The sequence below is a fragment of the Ralstonia psammae genome (genome assembly GCF_958405935.1).
Taxonomy (GTDB): domain Bacteria; phylum Pseudomonadota; class Gammaproteobacteria; order Burkholderiales; family Burkholderiaceae; genus Ralstonia; species Ralstonia psammae.
Genome location: NZ_CATZBU010000013.1, coordinates 42,613 through 68,650, shown reverse-complemented (window position 1 = coordinate 68,650; position 26,038 = coordinate 42,613). Strand labels below are relative to the sequence as shown.

Annotated in this window: 21 protein-coding genes; 17 read left to right on the top strand and 4 right to left on the bottom strand. The window is 64.5% G+C overall.

Annotation, left to right across the window (positions count from 1 at the left end; translation table 11 throughout):
- The first annotated feature begins 68 nt into the window (after positions 1-68).
- From R2N16_RS20680 to R2N16_RS20640, 9 genes are all read left to right on the top strand, one after another.
- Positions 69-1,658, top strand: coding sequence for a protein adenylyltransferase SelO (locus R2N16_RS20680; RefSeq protein WP_316668109.1), 1,590 nt, complete (start codon positions 69-71; stop codon positions 1,656-1,658).
- A gap of 150 nt (positions 1,659-1,808) precedes the next feature.
- Positions 1,809-2,195, top strand: a complete 387-nt coding sequence (gene msrB, locus R2N16_RS20675; RefSeq protein WP_316668107.1) for a peptide-methionine (R)-S-oxide reductase MsrB — start codon at positions 1,809-1,811, stop codon at positions 2,193-2,195.
- Between the two features lie 34 nt (positions 2,196-2,229).
- A complete protein-coding gene (locus R2N16_RS20670) occupies positions 2,230-2,802 on the top strand; it encodes a septation protein A (RefSeq protein ID WP_316668105.1) in 573 nt (190 codons plus the stop codon).
- Positions 2,802-3,074 carry a BolA family protein gene (locus R2N16_RS20665; RefSeq protein WP_316668103.1) on the top strand — a complete coding sequence of 91 codons (273 nt, stop codon included), beginning with the start codon at positions 2,802-2,804 and terminating at the stop codon, positions 3,072-3,074. The genes R2N16_RS20670 and R2N16_RS20665 overlap by 1 nt, the downstream gene beginning before the upstream one ends.
- Positions 3,075-3,116: 42 nt before the next feature.
- The gene (locus R2N16_RS20660; protein WP_316668101.1) at positions 3,117-3,914 is read left to right on the top strand and encodes a peptidylprolyl isomerase; all 798 of its coding nucleotides are present in this window, start codon (positions 3,117-3,119) and stop codon (positions 3,912-3,914) included.
- A 287-nt stretch (positions 3,915-4,201) separates the two neighbouring features.
- On the top strand, positions 4,202-5,182 hold the full coding sequence (locus R2N16_RS20655; protein WP_316668099.1) for an ABC transporter substrate-binding protein: 981 nt from the start codon (positions 4,202-4,204) through the stop codon (positions 5,180-5,182).
- A gap of 174 nt (positions 5,183-5,356) precedes the next feature.
- Positions 5,357-6,265 carry an ABC transporter permease gene (locus R2N16_RS20650; RefSeq protein WP_316668098.1) on the top strand — a complete coding sequence of 303 codons (909 nt, stop codon included), beginning with the start codon at positions 5,357-5,359 and terminating at the stop codon, positions 6,263-6,265.
- Position 6,266: 1 nt separating this feature from the next.
- A complete protein-coding gene (locus R2N16_RS20645) occupies positions 6,267-7,061 on the top strand; it encodes an ABC transporter ATP-binding protein (protein ID WP_316668096.1) in 795 nt (264 codons plus the stop codon).
- Positions 7,062-7,160: 99 nt separating this feature from the next.
- Complete coding sequence (locus R2N16_RS20640) at positions 7,161-8,261, top strand: J domain-containing protein (protein ID WP_316668095.1); 1,101 nt, start codon at positions 7,161-7,163, stop codon at positions 8,259-8,261.
- 88 nt (positions 8,262-8,349) lie between these two features.
- Here R2N16_RS20640 and R2N16_RS20635 read toward each other — a convergent pair whose 3' ends face one another.
- A complete protein-coding gene (locus R2N16_RS20635) occupies positions 8,350-9,423 on the bottom strand; it encodes a porin (RefSeq protein WP_316668093.1) in 1,074 nt (357 codons plus the stop codon).
- Positions 9,424-9,630: 207 nt separating this feature from the next.
- On the opposite strand from R2N16_RS20635, the gene R2N16_RS20630 reads away from it, so the two are divergent.
- From R2N16_RS20630 to R2N16_RS20605, 6 genes are all read left to right on the top strand, one after another.
- Positions 9,631-10,311, top strand: a complete 681-nt coding sequence (locus R2N16_RS20630) for a response regulator (RefSeq protein ID WP_316668091.1) — start codon at positions 9,631-9,633, stop codon at positions 10,309-10,311.
- A complete protein-coding gene (locus R2N16_RS20625; RefSeq protein ID WP_316668089.1) occupies positions 10,308-11,726 on the top strand; it encodes a sensor histidine kinase in 1,419 nt (472 codons plus the stop codon). The genes R2N16_RS20630 and R2N16_RS20625 overlap by 4 nt, the downstream gene beginning before the upstream one ends.
- A 546-nt stretch (positions 11,727-12,272) precedes the next feature.
- Positions 12,273-13,361: an ABC transporter ATP-binding protein gene (locus R2N16_RS20620; RefSeq protein WP_316668087.1), complete on the top strand. Its 1,089-nt coding sequence runs from the start codon at positions 12,273-12,275 to the stop codon at positions 13,359-13,361.
- 71 nt (positions 13,362-13,432) lie between these two features.
- On the top strand, positions 13,433-14,473 hold the full coding sequence (locus R2N16_RS20615; protein WP_296223449.1) for an ABC transporter substrate-binding protein: 1,041 nt from the start codon (positions 13,433-13,435) through the stop codon (positions 14,471-14,473).
- A 112-nt stretch (positions 14,474-14,585) separates the two neighbouring features.
- Positions 14,586-15,854, top strand: a complete 1,269-nt coding sequence (locus R2N16_RS20610) for an ABC transporter permease (protein WP_316668082.1) — start codon at positions 14,586-14,588, stop codon at positions 15,852-15,854.
- Between the two features lie 15 nt (positions 15,855-15,869).
- Positions 15,870-16,706 (top strand): ABC transporter permease, encoded by an 837-nt coding sequence (locus R2N16_RS20605; protein ID WP_012762038.1) that lies wholly within the window; start codon positions 15,870-15,872, stop codon positions 16,704-16,706.
- A gap of 740 nt (positions 16,707-17,446) precedes the next feature.
- Here R2N16_RS20605 and R2N16_RS20600 read toward each other — a convergent pair.
- Positions 17,447-18,211, bottom strand: a complete 765-nt coding sequence (locus R2N16_RS20600; RefSeq protein ID WP_316668079.1) for an SDR family NAD(P)-dependent oxidoreductase — start codon at positions 18,209-18,211, stop codon at positions 17,447-17,449.
- Between the two features lie 129 nt (positions 18,212-18,340).
- On the opposite strand from R2N16_RS20600, the gene R2N16_RS20595 reads away from it, so the two are divergent.
- Both R2N16_RS20595 and R2N16_RS20590 read left to right on the top strand, forming a co-directional pair.
- A complete protein-coding gene (locus tag R2N16_RS20595; RefSeq protein ID WP_316668077.1) occupies positions 18,341-19,267 on the top strand; it encodes a LysR family transcriptional regulator in 927 nt (308 codons plus the stop codon).
- A 69-nt stretch (positions 19,268-19,336) separates the two neighbouring features.
- Positions 19,337-20,575, top strand: coding sequence for a serine hydrolase domain-containing protein (locus R2N16_RS20590; RefSeq protein ID WP_316668075.1), 1,239 nt, complete (start codon positions 19,337-19,339; stop codon positions 20,573-20,575).
- 9 nt (positions 20,576-20,584) lie between these two features.
- Here R2N16_RS20590 and R2N16_RS20585 read toward each other — a convergent pair whose 3' ends face one another.
- Both R2N16_RS20585 and R2N16_RS20580 read right to left on the bottom strand, forming a co-directional pair.
- On the bottom strand, positions 20,585-21,478 hold the full coding sequence (locus tag R2N16_RS20585) for a transporter substrate-binding domain-containing protein (protein ID WP_316668071.1): 894 nt from the start codon (positions 21,476-21,478) through the stop codon (positions 20,585-20,587).
- 220 nt (positions 21,479-21,698) lie between these two features.
- Positions 21,699-25,799, bottom strand: a complete 4,101-nt coding sequence (locus R2N16_RS20580) for an autotransporter domain-containing protein (RefSeq protein ID WP_316668069.1) — start codon at positions 25,797-25,799, stop codon at positions 21,699-21,701.
- Between the last annotated feature and the right edge of the window lie 239 nt (positions 25,800-26,038).

The following is a 26,038-nucleotide window of genomic DNA, read 5'->3' as shown; positions in this document are numbered from 1 at the left end:
TTGAGGATTCGGCACTTTTTTTGCGCCGTTTCCTGTGCTATCGGCTGCCTGCCCTGCCGCCCCACCCTATGACTGCCTCCCCCGCCGCCTTGCCTGACGATTCCCTTGCGAGCCCCTTCGACTGGCCCGGCCGCCCCCCAGCAGCCCCCGGTTTTTCAGCCCTGGGCGAGCGCTTTCTCACGCGCCTGCCGCCGATGCCCATGCCTTCGGGGGCAATCGGTGAGCCCTATTTGGTAGGCTTCTCGCCGGATGCCGCAACGTCGCTCGGCATCACACGCGCCGAACTCGATACCCCGGCCGGACTGGCCGTATTTACCGGTAATGCCGTCGCCGCCTGGAGCGACCCGCTCGCCACCGTCTATTCGGGCCATCAGTTCGGCGTGTGGGCGGGCCAGTTGGGCGATGGCCGCGCGCTGTTGCTGGCCGAACTGCAGGCAGCCGACGGCCCGTGTGAAGTCCAGCTCAAAGGTGCCGGCCGTACGCCGTATTCGCGTATGGGCGACGGACGCGCTGTGCTTCGGTCGTCCATCCGGGAATTCTTGTGTTCGGAAGCCATGGCCGGCCTTGGCATTCCAACCACGCGCGCCCTTTGCGTTACCGGCGCAGACGCCCCCGTCCGCCGCGAAGAGATCGAAACCGCTGCCGTCGTCACGCGCCTTGCGCCGTCGTTCGTGCGCTTCGGCCACTTCGAGCACTTTGCGGCCAGCGAACAGTTGCCCCAACTGCGCGCACTCGCCGATTACGTCGTCGACCGCTTCTACCCCGCCTGCCGCAGCGAGCCGCAACCGTATCTCGCCCTGCTGCGCGACCTCGCCCGCCGGACGGCTGAATTGATGGCTGACTGGCAAGCCGTTGGCTTCTGCCACGGCGTGATGAACACCGACAACATGTCGATCCTCGGCCTCACGCTCGACTACGGCCCGTTCGGCTTCCTGGATGGCTTTGACGCCAACCACATCTGCAACCACTCCGACACCAGCGGCCGTTACGCCTACGCCCAGCAGCCGCAGATCGGCTACTGGAACCTGTTCTGCCTCGCGCAGGCGTTGCTGCCTTTGTTCGGCGAAGATCCCGACGTTTTCGTCAATTTGAGCGACGAAGCGCAGGCCCAACCCGCCATCGACGCCGCGCAGAATGTGCTGCTGACCTACCGCGACGTCTACGGCGCAGCCTTCTACGCACGTTATCGCGCCAAGCTGGGCCTCTCCACCGCCCAGGACGAAGACGAAACGCTCTTCGGCGACCTCTTCAAGCTGCTGCACAACCAGCGCGTCGATTACACGCTGTTCTTCCGCCATCTCGCCTCGGTGCGCCGCGACGACACGCCCCCCACGGCAGAAGCGCGCACCGTGCGTGATCTCTTCTTCGACCGCGCTGCCGCTGACGTGTGGCTCGCCGCGTATCGCCAGCGCTTGCAGGCCGAACCGCAATCCGACGACGAACGCGCGGCCGCCATGCATCGCGTCAACCCCAAATACGTGCTGCGCAACCACCTGGCCGAAATCGCCATCCGCCGCGCCAAGGAAAAGGATTTCTCCGAGGTTGAAAACCTGCGCACCGTCTTGGCCCGTCCGTTTGACGACCACCCGGGCTTTGAGCACTACGCACAGCCGGCGCCGGACTGGGCGTCCTCACTGGAAGTGAGCTGCTCGTCGTGATCCGACATGTGGCGCGCGGGATGCGCCTGAACTGACGCCATGCTCTAATCCGCGCCTGTCAGGATTGCCGCAGCAGAACGACAAAATAACGTCAGCCGCCCGATCGCTCCCATCCCGCGGTTGCTGAACCCAACAAGGAGTCTCATCACCATGACCGTCAATAAATCCGACGCCGAATGGCGCGACCAACTCTCCGACATCGAATACCGCGTCACCCGCGAAGCCGCGACCGAGCGCCCCTTCACAGGCAAGTATTGGGACCACTGGGATCGCGGTGTCTACAACTGCGTCTGCTGCGGCACGCCGCTCTTTGAATCGTCGACCAAGTTTGATGCGGGCTGCGGCTGGCCGAGCTATTTCCAGCCCATCAACGGTGAAGTGATCGCCGAGAAAACCGACCGTTCGCACGGCATGCTGCGCATCGAAGTGCAGTGCAAGAACTGCGGCGCCCACCTCGGCCACGTGTTCGAAGATGGCCCTGCGCCCACCGGGCTGCGGTATTGCATTAACTCGGCTGCGCTAAAATTCGGCGATTGATCTTCCGCATAGGCCCGCACAAGCGCGTTCCCGCATGAAATTCCTGTTCGATCTGTTCCCGGTCATCCTGTTCTTTGCTGCCTTCAAGGTGGCCGGTATTTATGTGGCGACCACCGTCGCAATGGTCGCTACCGTGCTGCAGATCGCCTGGGTGTGGTTCCGGCACCGCAAGGTCGACGCCATGCAGTGGCTGTCGCTGCTCATCATCGGCGTGTTTGGCGGCGCCACGCTCATCTTCCACAACGAGACCTTCATCAAGTGGAAGCCAACGGTGCTGTACTGGCTGTTTGGTGTTGTGCTGCTGGGCAGCGTGGCGTTCGTTCGCAAGAACCTCATCCGAGCCATGATGGAGCAGCAGGTATCGCTGCCCGAACCGATGTGGGGCCGCCTGAACCTGGTGTGGGCCCTGTTCTTCCTGGCCATGGGCTGCCTGAACCTCTACGTGGCCTACAACTTCGACACCGACGTGTGGGTCAACTTCAAGCTGTTCGGCTCGATGGGGCTGATGGTGGTGTTCATCCTCGTGCAAAGTGTCTGGCTCGCGCGCCACATGCAGGAGCGCCCTGCCAACGCGGCCAACGACGCCAACATCGGGGACGACCGCTGATGGCCGCCGATCCGCGTGAAATCGAACGCCTGCTGCGCGAGGCCTTCCAGCCCCTCCACCTCGTCGTGGAAGACGACAGCGCCAAGCACGTCGGACACGCCGGTGCCGCCTCCGGCGGGGGGCATTACAACGTCGAAATCGTCAGCTCGGCCTTTGCCGGCAAGAACCGTTTGGCGCGTCACCGCATGGTGTATGATGCGCTGCACACGCTATGGCCGGCGGCGATCCATGCCCTGGCGATCCGCGCGGTAACTCCCGAAGAAAACACGTAAGCGCATTCCACGCTCACTCGTCCTTCCCTCGAACGCAATCCCATGAAGATTTCCAGCCTCACTGCCAGCCTGCTGGCTGTTGCCTTTGCTGCGACCGTTGCTCCCGCCATGGCGCAAAACGCCGCGGTGGTCAACGGCAAAGCCATCCCGAGCGCCAAGGTGGACGCGCTGATCAAGAAGTCGGGCCAGCCCGAATCGCCCGAGCTGCGTGCCAAGGCCCGCGAGATGCTGGTCGACCGCGAACTGATCGAGCAGGACGCCGCCAAGCGAGGTCTGCTGGAGCGCGACGATATTCAGGAACAACTGGCATCGGCCCGCCTGAACGTGCTCGTGGCCGCCGAGTTCGAGGACTACGTCAAGAACAGTCCCGCCACCGAAGACGAGCTGCACAAGCAGTACGACAAGATCAAGGCGCAGTTCGGCAACGGCAAGGAATACCACGCCCACCACATTCTGGTGGACAAGGAAGCCGACGCGAAGGCCATCATCGCCAAGCTGAAGGCTGGCGCCAAGTTTGAAGACATTGCCAAGGCGCAATCGAAGGACAAGGGATCGGGCGCCAACGGCGGCGATCTGGACTGGGCGAACCCGGGCACCTACGTGCCGGAATTCTCCGCAGCGCTTACCGGCCTGAAGAAGGGGCAGATCACCCAGACGCCGGTCAAGACGCAATTCGGCTGGCACGTGATCCGTCTGGACGACACGCGCGACGCAAAGATCCCGTCGTACGAAGAAGTCAAGCCGCAACTGCTCGAGATGATGATGGGCGACCAGAACTGGCAACGCAGCAAGTTCCAGGCGATGCTGAAGGACCTGCGCGAAAAGGCGAAGATCCAGTAATCAGCAGCCCGGTGGGGCAGTAAAAAAAAAGGGGCCGCGTGCCCCTTTTTGACTTGATGGCCGCGTTACATCGCACGCAACCGGAATCCCTCCGTACCCCCCAGACTCTTTTGAAGTGTTTGCTGAAAAGCATTGCGATTTGTCCCATAATGTGCGCCCACGTGCGCCGGTATTGCACTGCTTCGGTGCGCTCAAGAATCCAGAGTCTGAAAAACCAATCACGCCGGCACGGGCCTATCCCGCTCGCCGCCAGAGCGAAACCACCCAAAAGGAAACAGGAGATCCTTATGTCCACGTTCAAGCACGCCTTCCGCATTGCCGCGCTTGCTGCCATTCCAATGGCATTGCTGCAAGCCGCACCGGCATTGGCACAGGCCACCAAGTCGGTCGAAGTGCTGGCCATCGTTGAGCACCCGGCGCTCGACGCCATCCGCGATGGCGCCAAGGAGCAACTCAAGGCCGAAGGCTTTGACGCAGGCAAGAACCTGAAGTGGGAATACCAGAGCGCGCAAGGCAGCACTGCCACTGCCGCGCAGATTGCCCGCAAGTTCATCGGCGACAAGCCGGACGCCATTATCGCCATCGCAACCCCGTCGGCGCAGGCGGTTGTTGCTGCCACCAAATCGATCCCGGTCGTGTATTCGGGCGTGACCGATCCGGTTGCCGCACAACTGGTCAAGAGCTGGGAGCCGACCGGCACAAACGTGACTGGCGTGTCCGACAAGCTGCCGCTGGACAAGCAGATCGCCCTGATCAAGCGTGTTGTGCCCAATGCCAAGCGTGTCGGCATGGTCTACAACCCGGGTGAAGCCAACTCCGTGGTGGTGGTCACTGAGCTGAAGAAGCTGCTGCCGGCGCAAGGCATGACGCTGGTCGAATCGGCCGCGCCGCGCACGGTGGACATTGCGCCGGCCGCCAAGAACCTGATCGGCAAGGTCGACGTGATCTACACGAACACCGACAACAACGTGGTGTCGGCGTACGAATCGCTGGTGAAGGTGGCCAACGAAGCGAAGATCCCGCTGGTGGCCGGCGATACCGACAGCGTCAAGCGCGGCGCCATCGCCGCGCTGGGCATCAACTACTACAAGCTGGGCCAGCAGACCGGCAAGGTCGTCGCCCGCATCCTGAAGGGTGAGAAGCCGGGCTCGATTGCTTCGGCCGGCAGCACCGACCTGGAGCTGTTCGTGAACGAAGGCGCGGCCAAGAAGCAAGGCGCGACCCTGTCGGCGGACCTGCTGAAGGACGCCAAGGAAGTCATCAAGTAACTCGCAAGGCGCCGGGATGCCTCCGTCCAACGGAGCCATCCCGGCGCGGGTCTGGCTGCCCGAGCCCCAACGTGGCTATCCGCCGCATCATGGCCGGTCGCTTACGCTCTTACCCACAAGCGTCCCCGTTCATTGCACACAGGCCGGTGCCCAACCATCGCGCCCTACTCTGTCATGTCACTGTTTTCATTACTCGGCGCCCTGGAGATCGGTCTCATCTTCAGCCTCGTGGCGCTCGGGGTGCTGATCTCGTTCCGCATCCTCAACTTCCCTGACCTCACTGTCGACGGCAGCTTCCCCATGGGCGGCGCTGTGGCGGCCACGCTCATCGCCAGTGGACACGATCCGTTCATGTCGACGCTGGGCGGCACGCTGGCCGGCGCCGCTGCCGGCTTCATCACGGGCTGGCTCAACGTGCGCCTAAAAATCATGGATCTGCTCGCCAGTATCCTGATGATGATCGCGCTGTACTCGGTCAACCTGCGCATCATGGGCAAGCCCAACGTGCCGCTCATCTCCGAGCCGACGATCTTCTCGCTGCTGCAGCCGGACTGGATGCCCGACTACGTCTTCCGCCCGGTGCTGCTGGGTGTGGTCGTGGTGGTGGTCAAACTGCTGGTGGACTGGTTCTTCTCCACGCAGATCGGCCTGTCGCTGCGCGCCACGGGCGCCAACCCGCGCATGGCACGCGCCCAGGGCGTGGCTACCGGCCGCGCCACGCTGGCCGGCATGGCGCTGTCCAACGCGCTGGTGGCGCTTGCCGGTGCGCTCTACGCGCAAACGCAGGGCGGCGCCGATGTATCCATGGGTATCGGCACCATCGTGATCGGCCTGGCCGCCGTCATCATCGGCGAGACTGTGCTGCCAGCACGCCGCCTGGTGCTGACCACGCTGGCCGTGGTGGTGGGCGCGATCCTGTATCGCTTCTTCATCGCCCTGGCGCTCAACAGCGATTTCATCGGCCTGCAGGCGCAGGATCTGAACATGGTGACCGCCGCGCTGGTGGTGATCGCCCTCGTGCTTCCCGGTGTGCGCCGCAAGGTGTTCGGCAAGTTCGCCAAGACCGCTACCAAGGGGAACTGACATGCTGAGCGCACAAGCACTCACCCTCACCTTCAACCCCGGCACGCCCATCGAAACGCGCGCGCTGCGCGGCCTGTCGCTGGACATTCCGGCGGGCCAGTTCGTGGCCGTGATCGGCTCGAACGGGGCCGGCAAGTCGACGTTCCTGAACTCCATCAGCGGCGACCAACTGGTCGATTCTGGCCGCATCACCATCGACGGTGAAGACGTCACGCGCAAGACGGCATGGCAACGCGCCGACAAGGTCGCTCGTGTGTTCCAGGACCCGATGGCCGGCACCTGCGAAAACCTGACCATCGAAGAGAACATGTCGCTGGCCATGTGCCGCGGGCAGCGGCGCGGTTTCAGGTTTGCGACCAACCGCAAGTGGCGCGAGATCTTCCGTGAGCAACTGCGCCGGCTTGATCTCGGCCTGGAAAACCGCCTGACCGATCGCATCGGCCTGCTCTCGGGCGGCCAGCGCCAGGCCGTGAGCCTGCTGATGGCGTCACTGCAACCGTCGCGCATTCTGCTGCTGGACGAGCACACCGCCGCGCTGGACCCGAAAACGGCCGCCTTCGTGCTGGAGTTGACCGCCAAGATCGTCTCGGAGAGCAAACTGACGACGATGATGGTGACCCACTCCATGCGCCAGGCGCTCGACTACGGCGACCGCACGGTGATGCTGCACCAGGGCAACGTGATCCTCGACGTGCAAGGCGAGGAGCGCCGCGGCCTGGACGTGCCGCACCTGCTGCAGAAGTTCGAAGAAACGCGCGGCGCCAAGGTGGACGACGACGCGCTGTTGCTCGACTGACCCTGTTCCTGAGCACCACCGCGGCGCTCAGGATCGACACCGCCGCCACATGACCCACAGCCCGGGCTCCCTTAGCGGAGCCCGCGACATTTCCGCTCCATGACCAAGGCACCCCGTCCGGCCATCAGCATTGCGCCCGATCAGCACGCGGACGACTCGCCAACGCTGTCGAAGGGCCAGAGAGCATTCAACGCGCTGATCAAACAGATCGAGAATCGACGCAAGCGGCTGGCTGACTGGGAGGCGACCACCGTTCAGTTCCAGCGCCGCTATGCCAGCGAGTTCTTGCCGCTAGAGCGAACCCGCACCGAGCTGCACATCCGGATGGTGCGCAGCCTCGACCAAGTCTATGAACACGACGGCTTTACCAAGGCCGAGCGGCGCACGATATCCGCCCTCATCATCGAACTGAGCAGTGATCTGGTTGATGAAGACCCCGGCCTGAAGGTGCTCTACAACAAGTACAGCGGCACAGACTTCGACCGGGAAGCCGCGATGCAAGCCGCGGAAATGAAGTCAAGGCTCGAGGCGGCACTCGGTGTCGACCTGGGCGATGACACGGACGTGCATTCGCAGGAAGCGCTACTGCAACGTGCCCGCGCGCACATCGCGCAACGGGCTGAGAAAAAAGCCGCCGTTGCAAGCAAGCGTGAAGCCCGTCGGGCCGCCCGAAAGAAATCTCCCAAGCAACTTGCCGCAGAAGCACGGGCGGAAGACGAACAGGCGCAGACCAGCCTGTCCATCCGCGAGGTCTATCGCAAACTCGCCAGCGCCTTGCATCCAGACCGGGAAACCGATCCGCAGGAGCGCGATCGGAAGACGCGGCTCATGCAGCGTGTTAACGAGGCCTATGCCAAAAACAACCTGCTGCAACTGATCGAGTTGCAGCTTGAACTTGAGCACATCGATCAGCGCACGATCAACCAGATCAGCGAAGCACGGCTGACACACTACAACCAGATCCTGAAAGACCAGGTGCGCGAGCTGGACCGGCAAATCCATCGTGTCGAGACAACGTTCCGGTACACGTACGGGTACCAGCGGTTCGAAGCGATGCCGCCCGACGCCGTTTTGCAAAAGCTCGACACCGACATCGCTGTGCTGCGCGAACATGTTCGCAATATCGAGCACGACCTTGCTGCCTTTGACGATTTCAAGGACGTGCGGCGCATGCTGAAATCCCGCACGGCGACTGACTGATGCCCTGCAGAAGAGGGCTCTGATCAAACAAAACGGGCACCCGAAGGTGCCCGTATTCGTTACAGCGATTGACGGGTCGACCGGTCGATCAGAAGCGGTGCTGCAGGCCCATCGTCACACCCACCTGGTTGCTGGCGTAGCCGATCACGTCGCGCGACAGGCTCACGTTCTGGCCGTTCTTGGCCTTGGCATAACCGGCAGACAGGTACGCGGTAGTGCGTTTGGACAGCGCGTACTGGCCGCGAACGGAGAACAGGATCGGATCGGCATCCGTGCCGTCCTTGATGTTCTGCTTGTACACCGCGCCGTAAAGGGTGAAGGCCGGCGTCACATCGTAGCTGGCGCCCGCCCAGTACATATCACTGCGCTGGCTGGCGGCGGCCGTCGTGAAGGCGCGCTTGTAGTTGCGATAGCCCGCGAACAGCTTCAGTGCACCGAAGTCGTAGCTGGCACCAGCGTGAATGCCCTGGATGTAGTCGGTCGTATCTGCCGGCGTGGTGCTCGTGCCTGCGCCGTTCTGGCGATCCCACGTGACGGCGGCCGAGAAGCCACCCACGCTGTAGCCGACGCCCAGGTCGTACTTGGAGCTGCTCTTGAAGTTGCCGGCCGCCTCGCCAAAGCCGACGGTGGCGCCCAGCTTCAGGCCGCCAAAGGTGCCGTCATAGCGCACAGCGTTCGAAGCGCGCGAGAACAGGCCGTCCTTGCGGTCACCCGTTGCCGTGGACGACGTGGCCCAAGAGTAGTTCGGCGCGTAGCCCATCGGGTCGTACGGCAGCATGAAGTCGTACGTGGTGGTGAAGGTGCGACCGACCACCACCTGACCGAAGCCGCCAGCCAGACCAACCACCGCGCGGCGGTCGAACAGCGTGTTGTCGGTGTCGAGCTTGCCGGTGTCGATGGCGATGCCGCTTTCCAGATTGAAGACGGCCTTCATGCCGCCGCCCAGGTCTTCGGTGCCGCGCAGACCCCAGCGCGAGGTGTTCTTGCCGCCCGAAACGAGGCGCGTGGCACTGCCGCCGTTCGGACCGGCGTGGTTCACGTACTCGATGCCCGAATCCATGATCCCGTACAGGGTCACATTGGAGGATTGTGCGGCGGCCGTGCCGGCGGTAGTGGCGGTGGCGAGCGCAACCACTGCCAGCGCCATCGAAGTCTTGTTCATCAGGTCTCCCTTATTCGTTGTCCTTGCGCAAAAGCCGCAGTCGCAGGGCCTTTGGGCGGGACGGATCGTATGAGGAGCGCACTTTCAGTTCACTTTCGATTGGCCGGAAATTGGCGGGATGTGTCGCGGTGTTCTCGGGGGTTTCCCTAGCTTCAAAACATGCGGCGATGTCTGTATTCCTCTGCGGCTGATTGAGAGACGTCCGATATGCGCATCCTGTTGGTGGAAGACAACCTGAAGCTGGCCAGCACGCTGGAAGAAGCCCTGGGCCAGGCCGGCTTCACGGTCGATTGCGTGCATGACGGCCACGCGGCCGATTTGCTGCTCACCACGCAGGACTACGCGCTGGCCATTCTCGACATAGGCCTGCCCCGCCTTGATGGGCTGGAAGTGCTGCGCCGCCTGCGCGCCCGCAAGAACGCGCTGCCGGTGATGATCCTGACCGCACACGGCGCCGTGGAGGAACGTGTGCGCGGCCTGAACCTCGGTGCTGACGATTACCTTGCGAAGCCCTTCGACCTGACCGAAGTGGAGGCGCGCGCCCGCGCGCTCATCCGCCGCAGCCACGGCCACGAGAGCACGCAACTGCAATGCGGCCCGCTGCACTATGACGGCATCAGCGGCGCCTTCACGCTCAACGGCGAACTGCTCGCCCTCACCGGCCGCGAGCGCGCCGTGCTGGAAGTGCTGATGCTGCGCGATGGCCGCGCCGTCAACAAGGCTGCGATCTCGGAAAAGATCTTCAGCATCAACGAATCCGTCAACGCCGATGCCATCGAGATCTACGTGCACCGCCTGCGCAAGAAACTCGACGGCAGCGGCGTGGCCATCGTCATGTTGCGCGGGCTCGGGTACCTGCTGGAAACCACGGAAGGCGCGGCCCCATGAACCCGTCGAGCCTGCGTCGGCAGCTTTCGCTCTGGCTGCTGCTGCCGCTGCTGGGGCTGCTCGCGCTGGATGCGTGGCTGACCTACACGCGTGCCATGACTGCGGCCAACTCCGCGTTCGACCGCACACTGGAAGCCTCGCTCAAGGCCATGCGCGAAGGCGTGCGACTGCGCAACAAGCAATTCGCCATCGACCTGCCCTACCTCGCACTGGACATTCTCGAATCGGAAACGGGCAGCAGCATCTTCTACCGCATGGTCGATACCGGCGGCAGCACACTCACCGGCTACGACGATTTGCCCATGCCGGGCGGGCAGCGTCCCACGCCGTATCGCACCGTCTTCTACGACACGCTGTTTCGCGGCATGCAGGTGCGCATGGCCGCGCAGCCCCTGCCGGTGCGCGATGCGCAATCCGCCGAGACGCAGATCGTCTGGCTGCTGGTGGGCGAAACGCTGGAGCCGCGCGAGGCGCTGGCGCACGAGATTCTGGCCGGCTCATTGCAGCAGGAGGTGCTGCTGGTGGTGCTGGCGGTAGGCATTGTCTGGCTGGGTGTGCGGCGCGGGCTGCGGCCGCTGCGGCAGTTGAGCGAAACCGTGGCCGGGCGCGGCACCGATGAGCTTGCCCCGCTGCCGCAGCAGGGGTTGCCGGCAGAAGTCGCGCCGCTGGTCGAGGCCATTAATCAATATGTGGCGCGCCTGCTGCGCATGGTGCAAGCCCGCAAGCGCTTCTTTGCCGATGCAGCGCATCAATTGAAGACGCCGCTGGCCGTGATCCAGGCGCAATCCGAACTCGCCCTGCGCGAGCCCGATGGAGAACGCATCCGCCGCCATCTGGAGCCGCTGCATGGCACGGTGCGCCAGGCCGCGCGGGGCGTGCAGCAACTGCTGTCGCTCTCCCGCCTGGAGACCGACAGTGGCTACGCACCGCAACTCCAGCCGCTGCGCCTCGACACGCTGGCCGGCGACGTCGCGCTGGAACTGGCGGCCGTCGCGCGCAAGTCCGGTGTCGACCTCGGCTTTGAAGGCGAACCCGTGACGGTGGCGGGCGAACCCCAATGGTTGCAGGAGCTGGTCGGCAACCTGCTCGACAACGCCATCCTCTATGCCGGCAACAGGGCGCGCGTCACGCTGCGGGTCAAGCGGCAGGCGATGGTGATGCTCGGCGAGCAGGCCGTGCTGCAAGTGGAAGACGACGGCCCCGGCATTGCCCTGCTCGAGCGCGATGCAGTATTCGGCCGCTTCTATCGCGGTGCGGCATCAGAAGGCCACGACGGCAGCGGCCTGGGCCTGGCCATCGTCCGCGAGATCGCCCGTCTGCATGGCGGTACGGTCGCACTGTCGGAAACACCCGGTGGAGGGCTGACCGTGAGCGTCTACCTGGCACTGGCGTTGGCTGACGAGCCGGCGGCCTGAGCGCGGGTTGCTGCACGACAACATTGCTGTCGGAGCGGCCGCGCGCTCCGCCCAACGCCGTGCACCGTTTGCGTGACGACGCGGCGCACCATTTCCACGCAGCGTGAGCGGCCCGCTGTTCCGGCGAAATTGGTTCCATCCGCGCTCTGTTATGCCTGTCGCACGTGTGCTGGCGTACGACCTACACTCAGACACATCATCACCATCGCACGATCGGCCGCCGAGCTTGCTCGGGCAAGGCATTCGGGGTTTTCCCTATTGTGGTGCCACAGGCCGCACGCCCATGAGCGGTGCCCGAGGCGCCGCCAAAAATGGCTCCATCAAATAACCAGGATTGGGTCCACTTGGCAGAACAATGAGCCGCTATAGTCCATTCCACAATTCGTCACAACACGGCATGTTGACCGACCCAAACGGATCGGAGAACGGCAGGACGAGCGGCATGAGCAGTAAGCCGGGGCGAAGCGGGATGGGCACGCCCGCGAATGCCGCCTGCGGCCGGCAGCGCTACGGCTCGATGACCGACATGGTATGGAGGAAGCAGCAATGAAGACCGACGACGTGATCGTCAGCTTTCGCGGTGTACGCAAGACCTATGACGGCGAGACCCTCGTGGTCAAGCATCTGGACCTGGACATCTACCAAGGCGAGTTCCTGACCCTGCTCGGCCCCTCCGGCTCGGGTAAGACGACATGCCTGATGATGCTGGCCGGGTTTGAATTCCCGACCGGCGGCGAGATCCGCCTGGAAGGTGCGCTGCTCAACAACGTGCCGCCGCACAAGCGCAACATCGGCATGGTGTTCCAGAACTACGCGCTGTTTCCGCATCTGACAGTGGCGCAGAACGTGGAATACCCGCTGACCGTGCGCAAGCTGCCGGCGGCCGAACGTGCCGAGCGCGTGCACAAGGCCCTGCAGATGGTGCGCATGGAAGGCTTTGCCAAGCGCTATCCGGCACAGCTCTCGGGCGGCCAGCAGCAGCGCATTGCACTGGCCCGCGCGCTGGTGTTCGAGCCCAAGCTCGTGCTGATGGACGAGCCGCTGGGCGCGCTCGACAAGCAACTGCGTGAACACATGCAGTACGAGCTGAAGTCGCTGCACGAAAAGCTGGGCGTGACCTTCGTCTACGTGACGCACGACCAGGGCGAGGCGCTCACCATGTCGGACCGTGTGGCGGTATTCGACAAGGGCATCGTGCAGCAGCTCGACACGGTGGACAGCCTCTATGAACGCCCCTGCAACGAGTTCGTCGCCAACTTCATCGGCGACAGCAACACGTTGCGCGGTACCGTCACCCGCGTCGACGGCGACTATTGCGAGCTGCAACTGAACGACGGCGCCCGCATCACGGGCCGCAACATCGCCGGCGCCAACGTGGGGGCCACCGCCACCGGCTGCATCCGCCCCGAGCGCATGCGCTTGGCCGAGGGGGCCTCCGCTGCCGGCAATGCGCTGATGGGCCAGACGCGCGGCCTCGTCTACTTTGGCGATCACGTGCGCATGCGCTGCGCCCTGCCTGATCAACCCGAATGTTTCGTCAAGGTGCCGCTGGGCACGCGCGCGCTCGAAGGCTTCGCGCCGGGCGCGCCGATCCAGCTTGAATTCGCCCCCGAACACCTGCGCGTTTTTGCATGACGCACGCGGGCAACCCTGCCCGCATGCCACGACCACACGTTGTACCCACACGCCAAAAAGAGGAGCCAGGAATGAAACACATCGCAAAGACGCGTCTGAGCGTACTTGCCGGCGCGTTCGCCATTGCATTCGGCGCGCACGCTGCGGAAATCACCGTCGTCAACTTCGGCGGCGCCAATGGTGACGCGCAAAAGGCGGCCTTCAATAAGCCGTTCGAAGCACAGACCGGCAACAAGGTGACCGTGGTCGAGTACAACGGCGAGCAGGCCAAGATCAAGGCCATGGTGGAAGCCAAGCACGTCAACTGGGACGTGGTGGAAGTGGAATCGGGCGACATCGGCCGGGGCTGCGACGAAGGCCTGTTCGAGAAACTCGACTGGAGCAAGATCGCCAAGAAGACCGATCTGATCCCGGAATCGCCGAGCACCTGCGGCGTGGGCTTCTTCGTCTGGTCGACTGCAATGGCGTACAACGCCGACAAGCTCAAGACCGCCCCGACCGGCTGGGCCGATTTCTGGGACGTGAAGAAATTCCCGGGCAAGCGCGGTATGCGCAAGGGTGCGCGCGGCAACCTGGAATTCGCGCTGATGGCTGACGGCGTGCCGGTCAAGGATGTCTACAAGGTGCTCGCCACCAAGGACGGCCAGAACCGCGCGTTCAAGAAGCTCGATCAGCTCAAGCCGAACATCCAGTGGTGGGAAGCCGGCGCGCAGCCGCCGCAGTTCCTGGTGGCGGGTGACGTGGTGATGTCCACCGCGTTCAACGGCCGCATCGACGCCGCCCAGCGCGAAGGCAAGAACCTGAAGGTGGTCTGGAACGGCAGCATCTACGACCTGGACTACTGGGCCATCCCCAAGGGCACGCCCAACAAGGCGCTGGCCGAGCAGTACATCGCCTACACGCTGTCGCAGAAGCCGCAGCAGGAATACGCCAAGCACATCGCCTATGGCCCGGCCAACGTCGCCGCCATCAAGGCGCTGGACGCCAAGACGCAGGCCAACATGCCCAACTCACCGGAGAACGCCAAGAACGCCGTGCTGCAGAACCTGCAGTTCTGGACCGACCACGGCGACGAGCTGGAACAGCGCTTCGCCTCGTGGGCGTCGAAGTAACCGTATCGCGGTGTAACGCAGTGACCGCGCGGATGCCGGGCCGTGGCAACAGAAGTGGCACGGCATCCGCCGGACGAATTCCCGTAGCGATGGCGAGGCAGCATTGAACACCATGACAATCGCGGCTGAATCGGTTCCTGAATCGACGGCCAAACTCAAACGCGAATTGAAGAGCGCTGAGGCGCGCAGGCGTGCCATGGCGCTGGCGCTGGTGGCACCGCTCGCCATCTTCCTGCTGCTCATCTTTGTCGTGCCGATCGGCGCCCTGCTCACGCGCGCCGTGCAGAACCCCGAGGTGGCCGACGCACTGCCCAAGACGGGGGCCGCGCTCAAGAACTGGGACCGCAAGACGCCTCCCGCCGACACCGCTTACGTGGCATTGGCCGCAGACCTGACCGCCGTGAGCGAAGGCGAAGCGATGGGCGCCTTGGCCCGCCGCCTCAATACCGAAATCCCGGGCTTCCGCTCGCTGGTGGCCAAGACAGCGCGCGCCATGCCCCTGGCCGATGAGCAGGGCAAGCCGCTCGCGCTGACGCCCGGCCAGACCCGCGCCAAGCTGCTCGAAGTCGACGAGCGCTGGGGCGACGTCGCCTACTGGCAGGCCATTGCGAAGAACAGCAGCCGCACGTCGCCGTTCTATCTGCTGGCTGCGCTGGACCACCGGCAAGATGCCTTCGGCCATATCGAAGCCACCGACCCCGACGAGCAGATCTACGTGACGGTGTTCATGCGCACCTTCGTCATCAGCGCGATGGTGACCGTGTTCGCACTGCTGCTCGGCTATCCGCTGTCGTATTGGATTGCCTCGCTGCCGGAGCGTCGCGCCAACCTGGTCATGGTGATGGTGCTGATCCCGTTCTGGACGTCCATCCTCGTGCGCGTGGCGGCGTGGATCGTGCTGCTGCAGACCGAGGGCCTGATCAACCACGGCCTGATGGACCTCGGCATCATCAAGGAGCCGCTCGCGCTGCTGTTCAACCGTGTGGGCGTGTACATCTCGATGACGCACATCCTGCTGCCGTTCATGATCCTGCCGCTGTACAGCGTGATGAAGTCGATCCCGCCCACGTACCAGCGCGCGGCCGTGTCGCTGGGCAGCCATCCGTTTGCCGCGTTCTGGCGCGTGTACGTGCCGCAGACGTATCCGGGCATCGGCGCCGGCGCTTTGCTGGTGTTCATCCTGGCACTCGGCTACTACATCACCCCCGCGCTGCTCGGCGGGCCGAACGACCAGATGGTCAGCTACTACGTGGCCTACTTCACCAACGTCACCATCAACTGGGGCATGGCGTGCGCGCTGGGTGCGCTGCTCTTGCTGGCCACGCTGGTGCTTTACGCCGTGTACGGGCGCTTCACGCGGCCCAAGGTTCGCGTCGGCTAACGGAGCACATCGACAATGAAACTCGCCAAACCGATGTTCGCCCCGCACACCTCGCTCATCGAGCGCATCTGGTACTTCGCACTGCGCGGCCTGGCCGTGCTGACGCTGCTGTACCTCGTGCTGCCGGTGCTGGTGATCGTGCCGCTGTCGTTCTCGTCAAGCACGTTCCTCTCGTACCCGATTCCGAGCTATTCGCTGCGCTGGTACCAGAACCTCGTCACGTCTGACGAATGGCGCATGGCGGCCAAGAACAGCTTCATCGTCGCGCCCGCAGCCACGATCGTGGCAACGGTGCTCGGCACGCTGGCCGCCATCGGCCTGAACAAGGCGGACTTCCGTGGCAAGGGCCTGCTGATGGCGGTGCTGGTGTCGCCGATGATCGTGCCGGTGGTGGTGGTCGGCGTGGGCATGTATCTGTTCTTTGCGCCGCTGGGGCTGGCCAACACGTATATCGGGCTGATCCTCGCGCATGCGGCACTCGGCGTGCCGTTTGTGGTGACGACGGTGCTGGCGACGCTGCAGGGTTTCAACCACAACCTGGTGCGGGCGAGCCTGTCGCTGGGTGCGAACCCTGTCATGACGTTCTTCCGCATCACCCTGCCCGTGATTGCGCCGGGCGTGATCTCCGGCGCGCTGTTCGCGTTTGCCACATCGTTTGATGAAGTGGTGGTGACGCTCTTCCTGGCCGGGGCGGATCAGGTCACGCTGCCGCGCCAGATGTTTACCGGTATTCGCGAGAACATCTCGCCGACCATCGCTGCGCTGGCGACGATTCTGATCGTGTTTTCGACGTGTCTGCTGCTGACGTTTGAGTGGTTGCGGGGGCGGGCTGCGGCTAAGGCGGTGGCTTGAGATTGCGTGTTGCGCTTTGCTGGGGTGGGGGCTTGTTGGTCCACCCCTGTTTCATCCCCTGCCGGGGCTGACTCACTTTCTTTGTCTTGCCAAAGAAAGTAAGCAAAGAAAAGCGCGCCCGATGCGGCGAAAGATTCCTTGAATTTCTGTTGCAAGGAGGGAGGGGAGGCAAACTCGCTGCGCTCAGACAAGCCTCCCCTCTTTTTCCTCCTTGCAACAGAAATTCAAGGCGTCGCATAGGGCAAGGAACGGCCACACCATCTAGGCGCGGGGGCGGCGGACGTATCTGCCGCATGCGTGTGCAAGGCGATGTCACGGGCTTTGATGGCGGCCTGACTGTCGTGTGCGGTGCTAGCAGGGCCGCGTGCCAGCGTCAAAGCGTCGAACATGAGCCTCCAACGCTCGCGCTCGAGCCTCGGACTGTGGAAGCCGGGTGTAAAACTGTCGAATGCGACGCTCCGACATTGGCTCGCGAGCCTCGAACGCTCGGACACGACTGTCAGCGGGTCGATGATGAGCCTCCAACGCTCGCGCTTGAGCCTCGGACTGTCGAACGTCGCTGTCAGAGCGTCGAGCGTGAGCTTCCGATGCTCTCGGTTGAGTCTGAGACTGTCGGTCGCGACGGTTGGACAGTGAACCTAGCGAGCATCAAACCGTCGGGCGCGACAGTCGGACGCTGGCGCGCGACTCTCTGAGCGTAGCGCGCCGCTATCGACCCCTCGTACCTCGCTTCACGTGGCTTACAGGAACATCCCACCCGACGCCTCAATGCGCTGGGCGTTGATCCAGCGGTTGTCCGGCGACAGCAGCGAGGCGACCACGCCGCCGATGTCGTCCGGCACACCAGCACGGCCGAGCGCAGTATTGGAGGCCACCATCGCATTCAGGTTGGCGTTGTCTCGCACGGCACCGCCGCCGAAGTCGGTCTCGATGGCGCCCGGCGCCACCACGTTCACGGCAATGCCGCGCGGGCCGAGTTCCTTGGCCAGGTACTTGGTCAGCACTTCGATCGCCCCCTTCATCGCCGCATACGCGCCGTAGCCGGGCAACGCAAAGCGCGCCAGCCCCGACGAGATATTGACGATGCGCCCGCCGTCCGCCATGAGCGGTAGCAGGATCTGCGTGAGAAAGAACACGCCCTTGAAGTGCACGTTCATCAGTTCATCGAACTGGGCTTCGGTGGTTTCGGCCACCGAGGCATGCACGCCAACGCCGGCGTTGTTGACGAGGTAATCGAAGCGCTCGGCCTTCCATTGCATCAGCACGCCGCGCACGGCGTCGGAAAAAGCGGGGAACGTGGCGATCTTGCCGGCGTCGAGCTGCAAGGCGACGGCACGGCGGCCCTGTGCGGCCAGCTCGGCCACGAGCGCATCGGCCTCAGCACGGTTGCTGCGGTAGGTGAAGATCACGTCGGTGCCGCGCTGGGCCAGCTTCTGGACCATGTTCTTGCCAAGGCCGCGGCTGCCGCCGGTGACGATCGCGATGGGGGTGTGGGGTTGCGTCATGTTGCTCTCCGGTTGGGTTAAGGGTGTCGAACACCGTGAGAGCATGGTATTGAGCGATTCCAATAGAATAAATCTCGCGTATCGTATCTCTCTGTTTGCATACAGATAACAATCAGCCCTACCCGCGCCATGTCCACCAACCGACTCGAAGCCATGCAGATTTTTGTGCGCGTGGCCGAACTTGCCAGCTTCACGCGTGCGGCGGAAGCCCTGAGCATTCCCAAGCCGGCCGCCTCGGTCGCGGTGCAGCAACTGGAAACGATGCTGGGCACGCGCCTGCTGCACCGGACCACCCGCAAGGTACAGCTCACCCAGGACGGCCAGACCTTCTATGAGCGCTGCCAAGACCTGCTGGCGGACATGGACGAGCTGCAGACGATGTTCCGCCAGAGCCCGCAAGCACTGCGCGGCCGTCTGCGCGTTGACATGCCGGTGGGAGTGGCACGCCGCATCGTCATACCTGCCCTGCCGGCGCTGCTGGATGCGCATCCCGAACTGGAAATCGAACTCTCCAGCACGGACCGCCGCGTCGACCCCGTGCGTGAAGGCTTCGACTGCGTGCTGCGCATCGGCAACCTGACCGACAGCAGCCTCATCGCGCGTCCGCTCGGCCAGTTGCATCAGGTCAACTGTGCGAGCCCCAGCTATATCGCGCGCCATGGCATGCCAAAGACGCTCGAAGACCTCGACCGCCATCGCATCGTCCATTACGTGCAGACGCTGGGGACGAAATCGCCCGGGTGGGAATACGCGGTCGATGGCCGCTCCGCATTCCGGCCGATGAAGGGCGCGGTGACTGTCAGTTCTGCCGAGAGCTACGACGCAGCGTGCCGCGCGGGGCTCGGGATGATCCAGGCGCCCGTGTATGCGGGGCTGTCGTCCGCCATTGCGGACGGTACGCTGGTGGAGGTGATGCCCGACTTCCGGCCGCTGCCGATGCCGGTGTCACTGGTGTACCCGAACCGGCGGAATTTGCCGGTGCGGATGCAGGTGTTCATGAACTGGATGAGCGAGTTGCTGGGGCCGTATCTGGAACCGCTGGGCACGAATGCGTAGGCGGTCCGCCTTGCGGCCGGTGTAGTCTCACGGCTTGCCGCCGTCAGCAACCTCACCCCGACCCAGCCAATGAACGCTCTCCAACACTGTGCGATGTGCGCGCTGCTCGCTTGCGGCGTCGCCTTTGCCTCTCCCGATGAAGATCGACTGGGCAAGGCACAAGGCTATCCGCTTGCGCCCAGCGCGGCACGCATCCACGAGGCGCAGTACATCGTGGGGGCCTTCAGCGGCATGGACCGCATCTCGCCGTCTTGCGACCTGGCGCCGGCCGACAAACCGGCACCCCTCAAGACTGCAGAAAAGGAGCCGGATGTTCGGTATCGCTTCCGCAATCGTGAGTACACGCTGGCCGACTACATGGAGCATCAGCGCGCGACCGCTGTGCTGATCATTCAGGACGGCGTCATCCTGGCCGAGCATTACGGCTACGACCGCACGCAAGACATGCGCATGCTGTCCAACTCGATGGCCAAGACGCTGGTTGCACTGGCCATCGGCAAGGCGCTGGAGGATGGAAGCCTACGCTCGCTGGATGACCGTGTGGACCAATATGTGCCCGAGCTTGCGGGCACCCTGTACGGTGGAACACGCATCGTCGATCTGCTACGCATGGCCTCCGGTGCGAAGTACGTCGAGGACTACACCCCGACCGACGACCGGGCACGCTTTCTCAAGACGGCAGCAAAGCAAGGCGTGCTCGCGGCAGCGGCCCAGGTCAACGAGCGCGCCGATGCGCCGGGCACACGCTTCAACTATGCGGGCGCGCAAACCGAAGTGTTGGCGCTGGCGCTGCAGGCGGCGACGCACCGCAGCCTGTGCGACTTCGTTGACGACAAGCTATGGAAGCCGATGGGGGCCGAAGCCAAGGCGACCTACCTCCTGCGCCAATCCGACGGATCGGCGTTTGCCCAAGGCGGCTTCAATGCGACGGCGCGGGACTACGCGCGCCTCGGGTCCATGCTTGCCAACGATGGCGTGGTGCAAGGCCGGTCAGTCGTGCCGCGTGAGTTCCTGCTCGACATGACCGACGCAGCGCGCCAGCCCGATCCGTTCCGCCCCGGGCAGATGTCGTATCACGGCAACCGCTACTACGGGTACGGCTACCAGGTCTGGCTCCTGCCGGGACAAGCGCGGCGGTTCGTGCTGCTCGGCATCCATGGGCAGGCAATCTACGTAGACCCGCAATCCAGGCTCACCATGGTCCATCTTGCGGTGGGCCAGGACGCGGCCGGCGATGCGAGCGGCGCGCACCTGGGCGCTGAGCGGGAAGCGTTATGGCGCGGTGTCGTCGAAAGGTTTGGTCGATAGCGAGTGCGATCACAACGCCGGCTTGTCGCTGCGTTTTTTCAGGTTGGCGCGCAGCGCGTCGCTCATCGGCATGTCCAGGTTTGCGCCGGCCGGCGGGATGGGCGACGCGAACCATTTTTTGTACAGCGCCGTGAACTCGCCGGATTTCATGAGGCGCGTGATGGTTGCATCCACCAGCCGCTTGAAGGCACGGTCGTCCTTGCGAACCATGCAGGCGTAAGGCTCGACCTGCAGGGTTTCTCCCACGATTTCGAGCGCCGCCGGGTTCGCCGAATTGGCACGCAGGCCATACAGCAGCACGTCATCCAACGCCAATGCCGACGCACGGCCGGTTTCGACCAGTTGCAGCGCATCCGCATAGTCCTTGCCGGAAATGATCTGGACGTCGATGTTGTGGTCGACGGCGAACTTCTTGAGCACCTTCTCGTTCGTGCTGCCAGCCGTGCTGGCGACTGTCTTGCCCGCCAAGTCCGGGTAGTTCTTGATGCCCGAATCGCGCTTGGTCAAGAGACGCGTGCCCGCGTAGAAGAAGTTGATTGAGAAGGCCACCTCCTTGCCGCGCGCGCTGGTATTGGTGGTCGATCCGCATTCCAGATCGTAGGTGCCGTTGACCAGCAGCGGAATCCGATTCGTGCCCGTCACCGGAATGTAGTCGACCTGCAGCGACGGCTTCTTCAACCGGGCACGCACGTCGTCGACGATGGCGTGCGTCAGATCGACGGAAAATCCGACGGCCTTGTTCGGGGCCAGCAAGTAGCTGAACGGAACCGCCGCTTCACGATAACCCACCGTGATCTTGTCTGTCGCGGCGATCTTTTCCAGCGTTTGCGCGTGGATGCCCGCCGCAGCCACTGTTAGACCCGCCACGACGAGCGTGGAAGCGAGTGTGCGAATCGTGTTCATTTGGGTCTCCAAGAATGCGTCCCGCGCTCTGTAGGCGTGTGGCGCTCTACAGCCCCTCTCTACGGAAATCTAGGCGCGATCTCGTTCTTGCCATTGATGCAGGTCAACATGCCAGTCAGGCGCGTGGCGCGCCGCGTGCACAAGAAAAAACGCGCCGGGTTGCCCCGGCGCGTCGTTCGTCGATCGGTTCGGCGTGCCCGTCGGCACGCCCCCCCCTCCGTCAGAACCTGTGGTTGATCCGCACATACGCGGACTGCGCAGACACATGGCTCGTATTGAGGGTGGCATCGATACCCAAGGACACCGTGGTCGCCTTGGCGGCCTGGAGTGTGACGCTTGCACCGGTGGTCAGGAACGAGCGCGGCAGGTCGGTGCCGGGGGCGGCAAAGACGGTGCCATCCTGGCTCTGTACCTGGACGACACGGCCGGCGTTCATCAGCTCGTGTGCATAGCCCACGCGAAGCTGCACGTTGACGGGGCGCATGGCATCGCCAAAGGCCTTGTCGAGCGTGACACCCACGTAAGGCTGGAGGCTGCGCGCGCTGTCGGGGCCGACTTGCAGGTTCTGGCCGTTGGCGCCGTTCTCGCCAAAGCCGCTGCCTCGTACATAGGCATACCGCAGGCCTACATGGGGTGCGAGCCGGATACCGCCCGCCTCCATCGGCAGGCTGGCCTGCGTTGCGGCGGTGAACTCGTGCGCAAGGTGGTCGCCCTCCGCGGTACCCACGCTGCCAAACGGCCGCTTCTGCGAGAAGAAATCAAGCCCGTAGCCCACCGTGGCCGACAGGTTGACGGCGCCCATCGGCTGCGCCCCGTACAGCGCCACACGCAGCGTGTCGATGGCGCCCGAGGCCCCGGTGGTGTCTTCGCCGAGCGTGGTGTGCGTATAGCCGCCAGCCGCGCCCACGGTGGCGGCGCCAAGGCGGCCCTCTGCACCTGCGAGGAACCCATAGGCGTGCGTGAGGAAGCCCGGCGCATTCCCCGTCCCGCCCACCTTGGTGCTGGAGCCGCTGGCAGCGATCCACACGTCGTTGGAGCCACCCAAGGCATCTTGTGGCTCGGACAAGCGAGCGAGCAGCGCCGAACTCGCGCCCTGCGCCTGCAGCAACGCTGTCGTGCCAAGCGCCGTGTAGATGGAGGTCTTGGTCGGTGCCACCACGGTCGTGCCGCCGGGGGCGCCAGGCCCCGTTGCTTCGGCAAGCAGCAGGTCGACCGCGTTCGTTCCGTAATCTACCGACGACTGCAACGTGCCCAGGTTGGCCCCTGCCGTTGCCGTACTGACGTTTGCGAAGCGGCCCGTAATGCCATTGGCCGCGCTCAGCACGGTGTAGCGGCGCGCGGTATAGGTGCCGGGATCGAACACAATGGCCAGCGAACCGCCGAGCGTCGCGGCGCCGCCCACGCGCAGTTGCGATGCGTCCGTCGGGCTGACCTCGATGGCGAGCGTCCCGCCCGAGCTTTGCGTGTAGTTGCCACCCACGGAGAGCGTGCCGATGGAGCCGCCAGGCGCAACCACCCCGCTGCTGCTCACGTCGCCCGACACCGTGCCATGGCCGCGCAGCGTGCCCAGCGCGTTGACCAGGACATTGCCGCCGAGCAACGCGCTGGCATTCGCCGCATCGCCAACCGCCAGGGTGCCGCCCGCCACCGTCGTCGTACCAGAGAAGGCGCTGCTGGCACCGTTGAGCGTAAGCGTGCCCGCGCCCTGCTTGATCAACGACCCGTTGCCGCTCAGGCTGCCGCTGAAGGTTTGGGAGGAATCGTCAGCCAGCGTAAGTGCGCTGCCGTTCAGCCCCACGCGGCTACCCGCCACGCCTGAAAGATGCGCCACCGTTTGGTTGCCGCCGGCGGACAGATCGAGTGCCGAACTTGCCCCCGTGAGCGCGACTGTCGTGCCTGACGCCAGGCGGCCTGCGCCCGACAACGCCAGCGTGCCGGCGTTGATCGTCGTTGCACCGCTATAGGTGTTCACGCCGGACAGCGTTTGCGTACCGCCGCTCACCGTGAGGCCCCCGGTGCCGCTGATTGCACCGCTGAACGTGCCCGAGGCATTGGCTAGCGTAAGCGTCCGGCTGCCCAGGGCGACTGCGCCCGTACCGGTCAGTGCGTTGACGGTGGCGCCTGAAGTCGTCCCGGAGATGTCGAAGGTGCCGTTGTTCACCACGCCGCTGGAAGCCGCAATGCTGCCGACGCCGGACAGCGCGAGCGTGCCCGCGTTGATGGTTGTCGCACCAGTAAATCCATTGACCGCCGACAGCGTTTGCGCGCCACCGGCTACCGTGAGCGCGCCCGTCCCGCCGATCGCGCCGCTGAAGGTGCCGACTGCATTCGCCAGGGTGAGCGTGCGTCCGCCCAGGGCGACAGTCCCCGTGCCAGTCAATGTGTTGATGGTGGCGCCGGAGGTCGTGCCCGAGATGTCGAGGGTGCCGTTGTTGACGACACCGCCGGAGGTCGCAATGCTGCCCGCGCCGGTCAACGCAAGCGTGCCCGCGTTGATGGTCGTTGCGCCGGTAAATACGCTCGCCCCCGACAGCGTTTGCGCGCCACCCGCAACCGTGAGGCCACCCGCACCCCCAATGACGCCGCTGAACGTGCCGGCGGCATTGGCCAGCGTCAGCGTCTGTCCGCCCAGGGCGACGGTGCCCGTGCCCGTCAGCGCATTGATGGTGGCCCCGGAAGTTGTCGCCGAGATATCGAACGTGCCGTTGTTGACGACGCCGCTGGATGCGGCAATGCTGCCGGCGCCCGACAACGCAAGCGTGCCGGCGTTGATGGCCGTGCTGCCGGCATAGCCGGCGGTGCCCGAGATGGTCAACGTGCCAGCCCCCGCCTGCACCAGATTGCCCGAGCCGCTGATGGTGCCGGCATACGTCACCGCATCACTGCGATTGAAGGCCAGTGTGCCGTTGTTGACGATGTTGCCCGCCACCGAGCCGGTGGTCCCGCCGCTGCCGATCTGCAGCGTGCCGGCGTTGATGGTGGTATCACCTGTATAGGTGTTGTTGCCCGTGAGGGTGATCGTTCGATTGCCGCTCACACCCACGCTGCCCGCGCCCGATATGACGCCTGACACCACGAGATTCGTCGTGGTCGAATCAAGCGTGACGCGCGACGTGGCGTCGCCCAGCGTGACGTTGTTGGACAGCGTGAGACCTGCACTGCCGGAGGTGATCTTGGCCGCTGCCCCCGCGGCCACATCAAGGTTGCCGATGATGTTGGAACCCGTCACCAGTTGCAGTGTGTTGTTCGTCCCGTTGAACCGGATGGCCGCCGCACGCGTCACGCCATCGCTGAACAGCCCGCCGCTGATGGTGCCGCCATTGACGATGACATCGCCATTGGCAATGACACCCGCGCCTGCGGCGCCACCATTGCCCGCGCCGCCCGTGATGGTGCCGAAGTTGCTCAGCACGTTGAACCCGCCGGCCAGATTGACGCCCGCACCGCTGGCCCCGGCCGTGCTGCCACCGCCACCGGCAGCGCCGCCTACACCGCCCACGATCGTCCCAATGTTGGTCACCTGAGAGCCCGAGCCCAAGGTCAGCAACCCATCGCCACCGCCACCGCCGCCACCCGGGTTACCGCCTCCGCCCCCGTTACCGCCGTTGCCGCCAACCAGTGTGCCTTGGTTGGTCACGTCGGCAGCCGGCGTCACCATCACCAAGGCTGCGCCGCCCCCGCCGCCGCCCCCGCCGTTGGAGGCCGGTCCCGATGTGCCGGCCCCCCCAATTCCGCCCGTGCCGCCCTGCACGGTCACTCCGTTGTTGACAGTGACGCTGGTCCCCGTGGAATACACACCAGCGCCACCGCCACCGGCGCCGCCAGCGAAGTTGAATCCGTCGAACGCTTGGCCTGAACCGCCCTGCACGTTCCCGTTGATGACGATATCACCGGCGACTACCGCGCCGGCCACCCCGCCCGGGCCGCCCTGGTCACTGTCGTTCATGGCCCCGGTGCCGCCCGTCCCGCCCGACGTTGCACCGCCCGGAACCTGCACCGTAGCGCCACCGCCGCCCAGCGCGGACGAACCGCCGCCACCGCCATTGCCACTGCCGCCATTACCGCTGCGGTTCGGGATGCCGTTTCCCCCCGCGGCACTGCAAGCTGCGATCGTACTGGGCGAGCACGTCGCAGCCCAGCTCGGGAGCGCCGCGCCGGCCAGGCCGAGCGATACGCCAATGGAAATGATGGACGTGCGCCGACGCGCGTGCGCCGTGTCGTGGCTGGCGTCAACGCCCCCGTGCGACGCCTTTGTACATTCGGATACCACTTGCGGAGCGCGCAAATCGCGGCTCCAGACCAGCCGATAGACCCGGTTCATGTTGATCCCCTCGTTGCATAGACCCATGGGTCGGGCGCTGATCGTTGGAAGACAGGACCGTGGCGCGAGTGACCCGTTTTTGTGTTGTCGTTCTCTGGCGCGCCGTCCGGTGGATGGAGTTTTTTCGGCTTATAGAGCCGGGGCGCATGCGCGCGAAATATAACACCTGCCTAGGAAATATTGCCCAGGCCATCGGTAGGGCGTGATGTGCGGGGTCCGTCGCCCTGACCAAGGGCGAA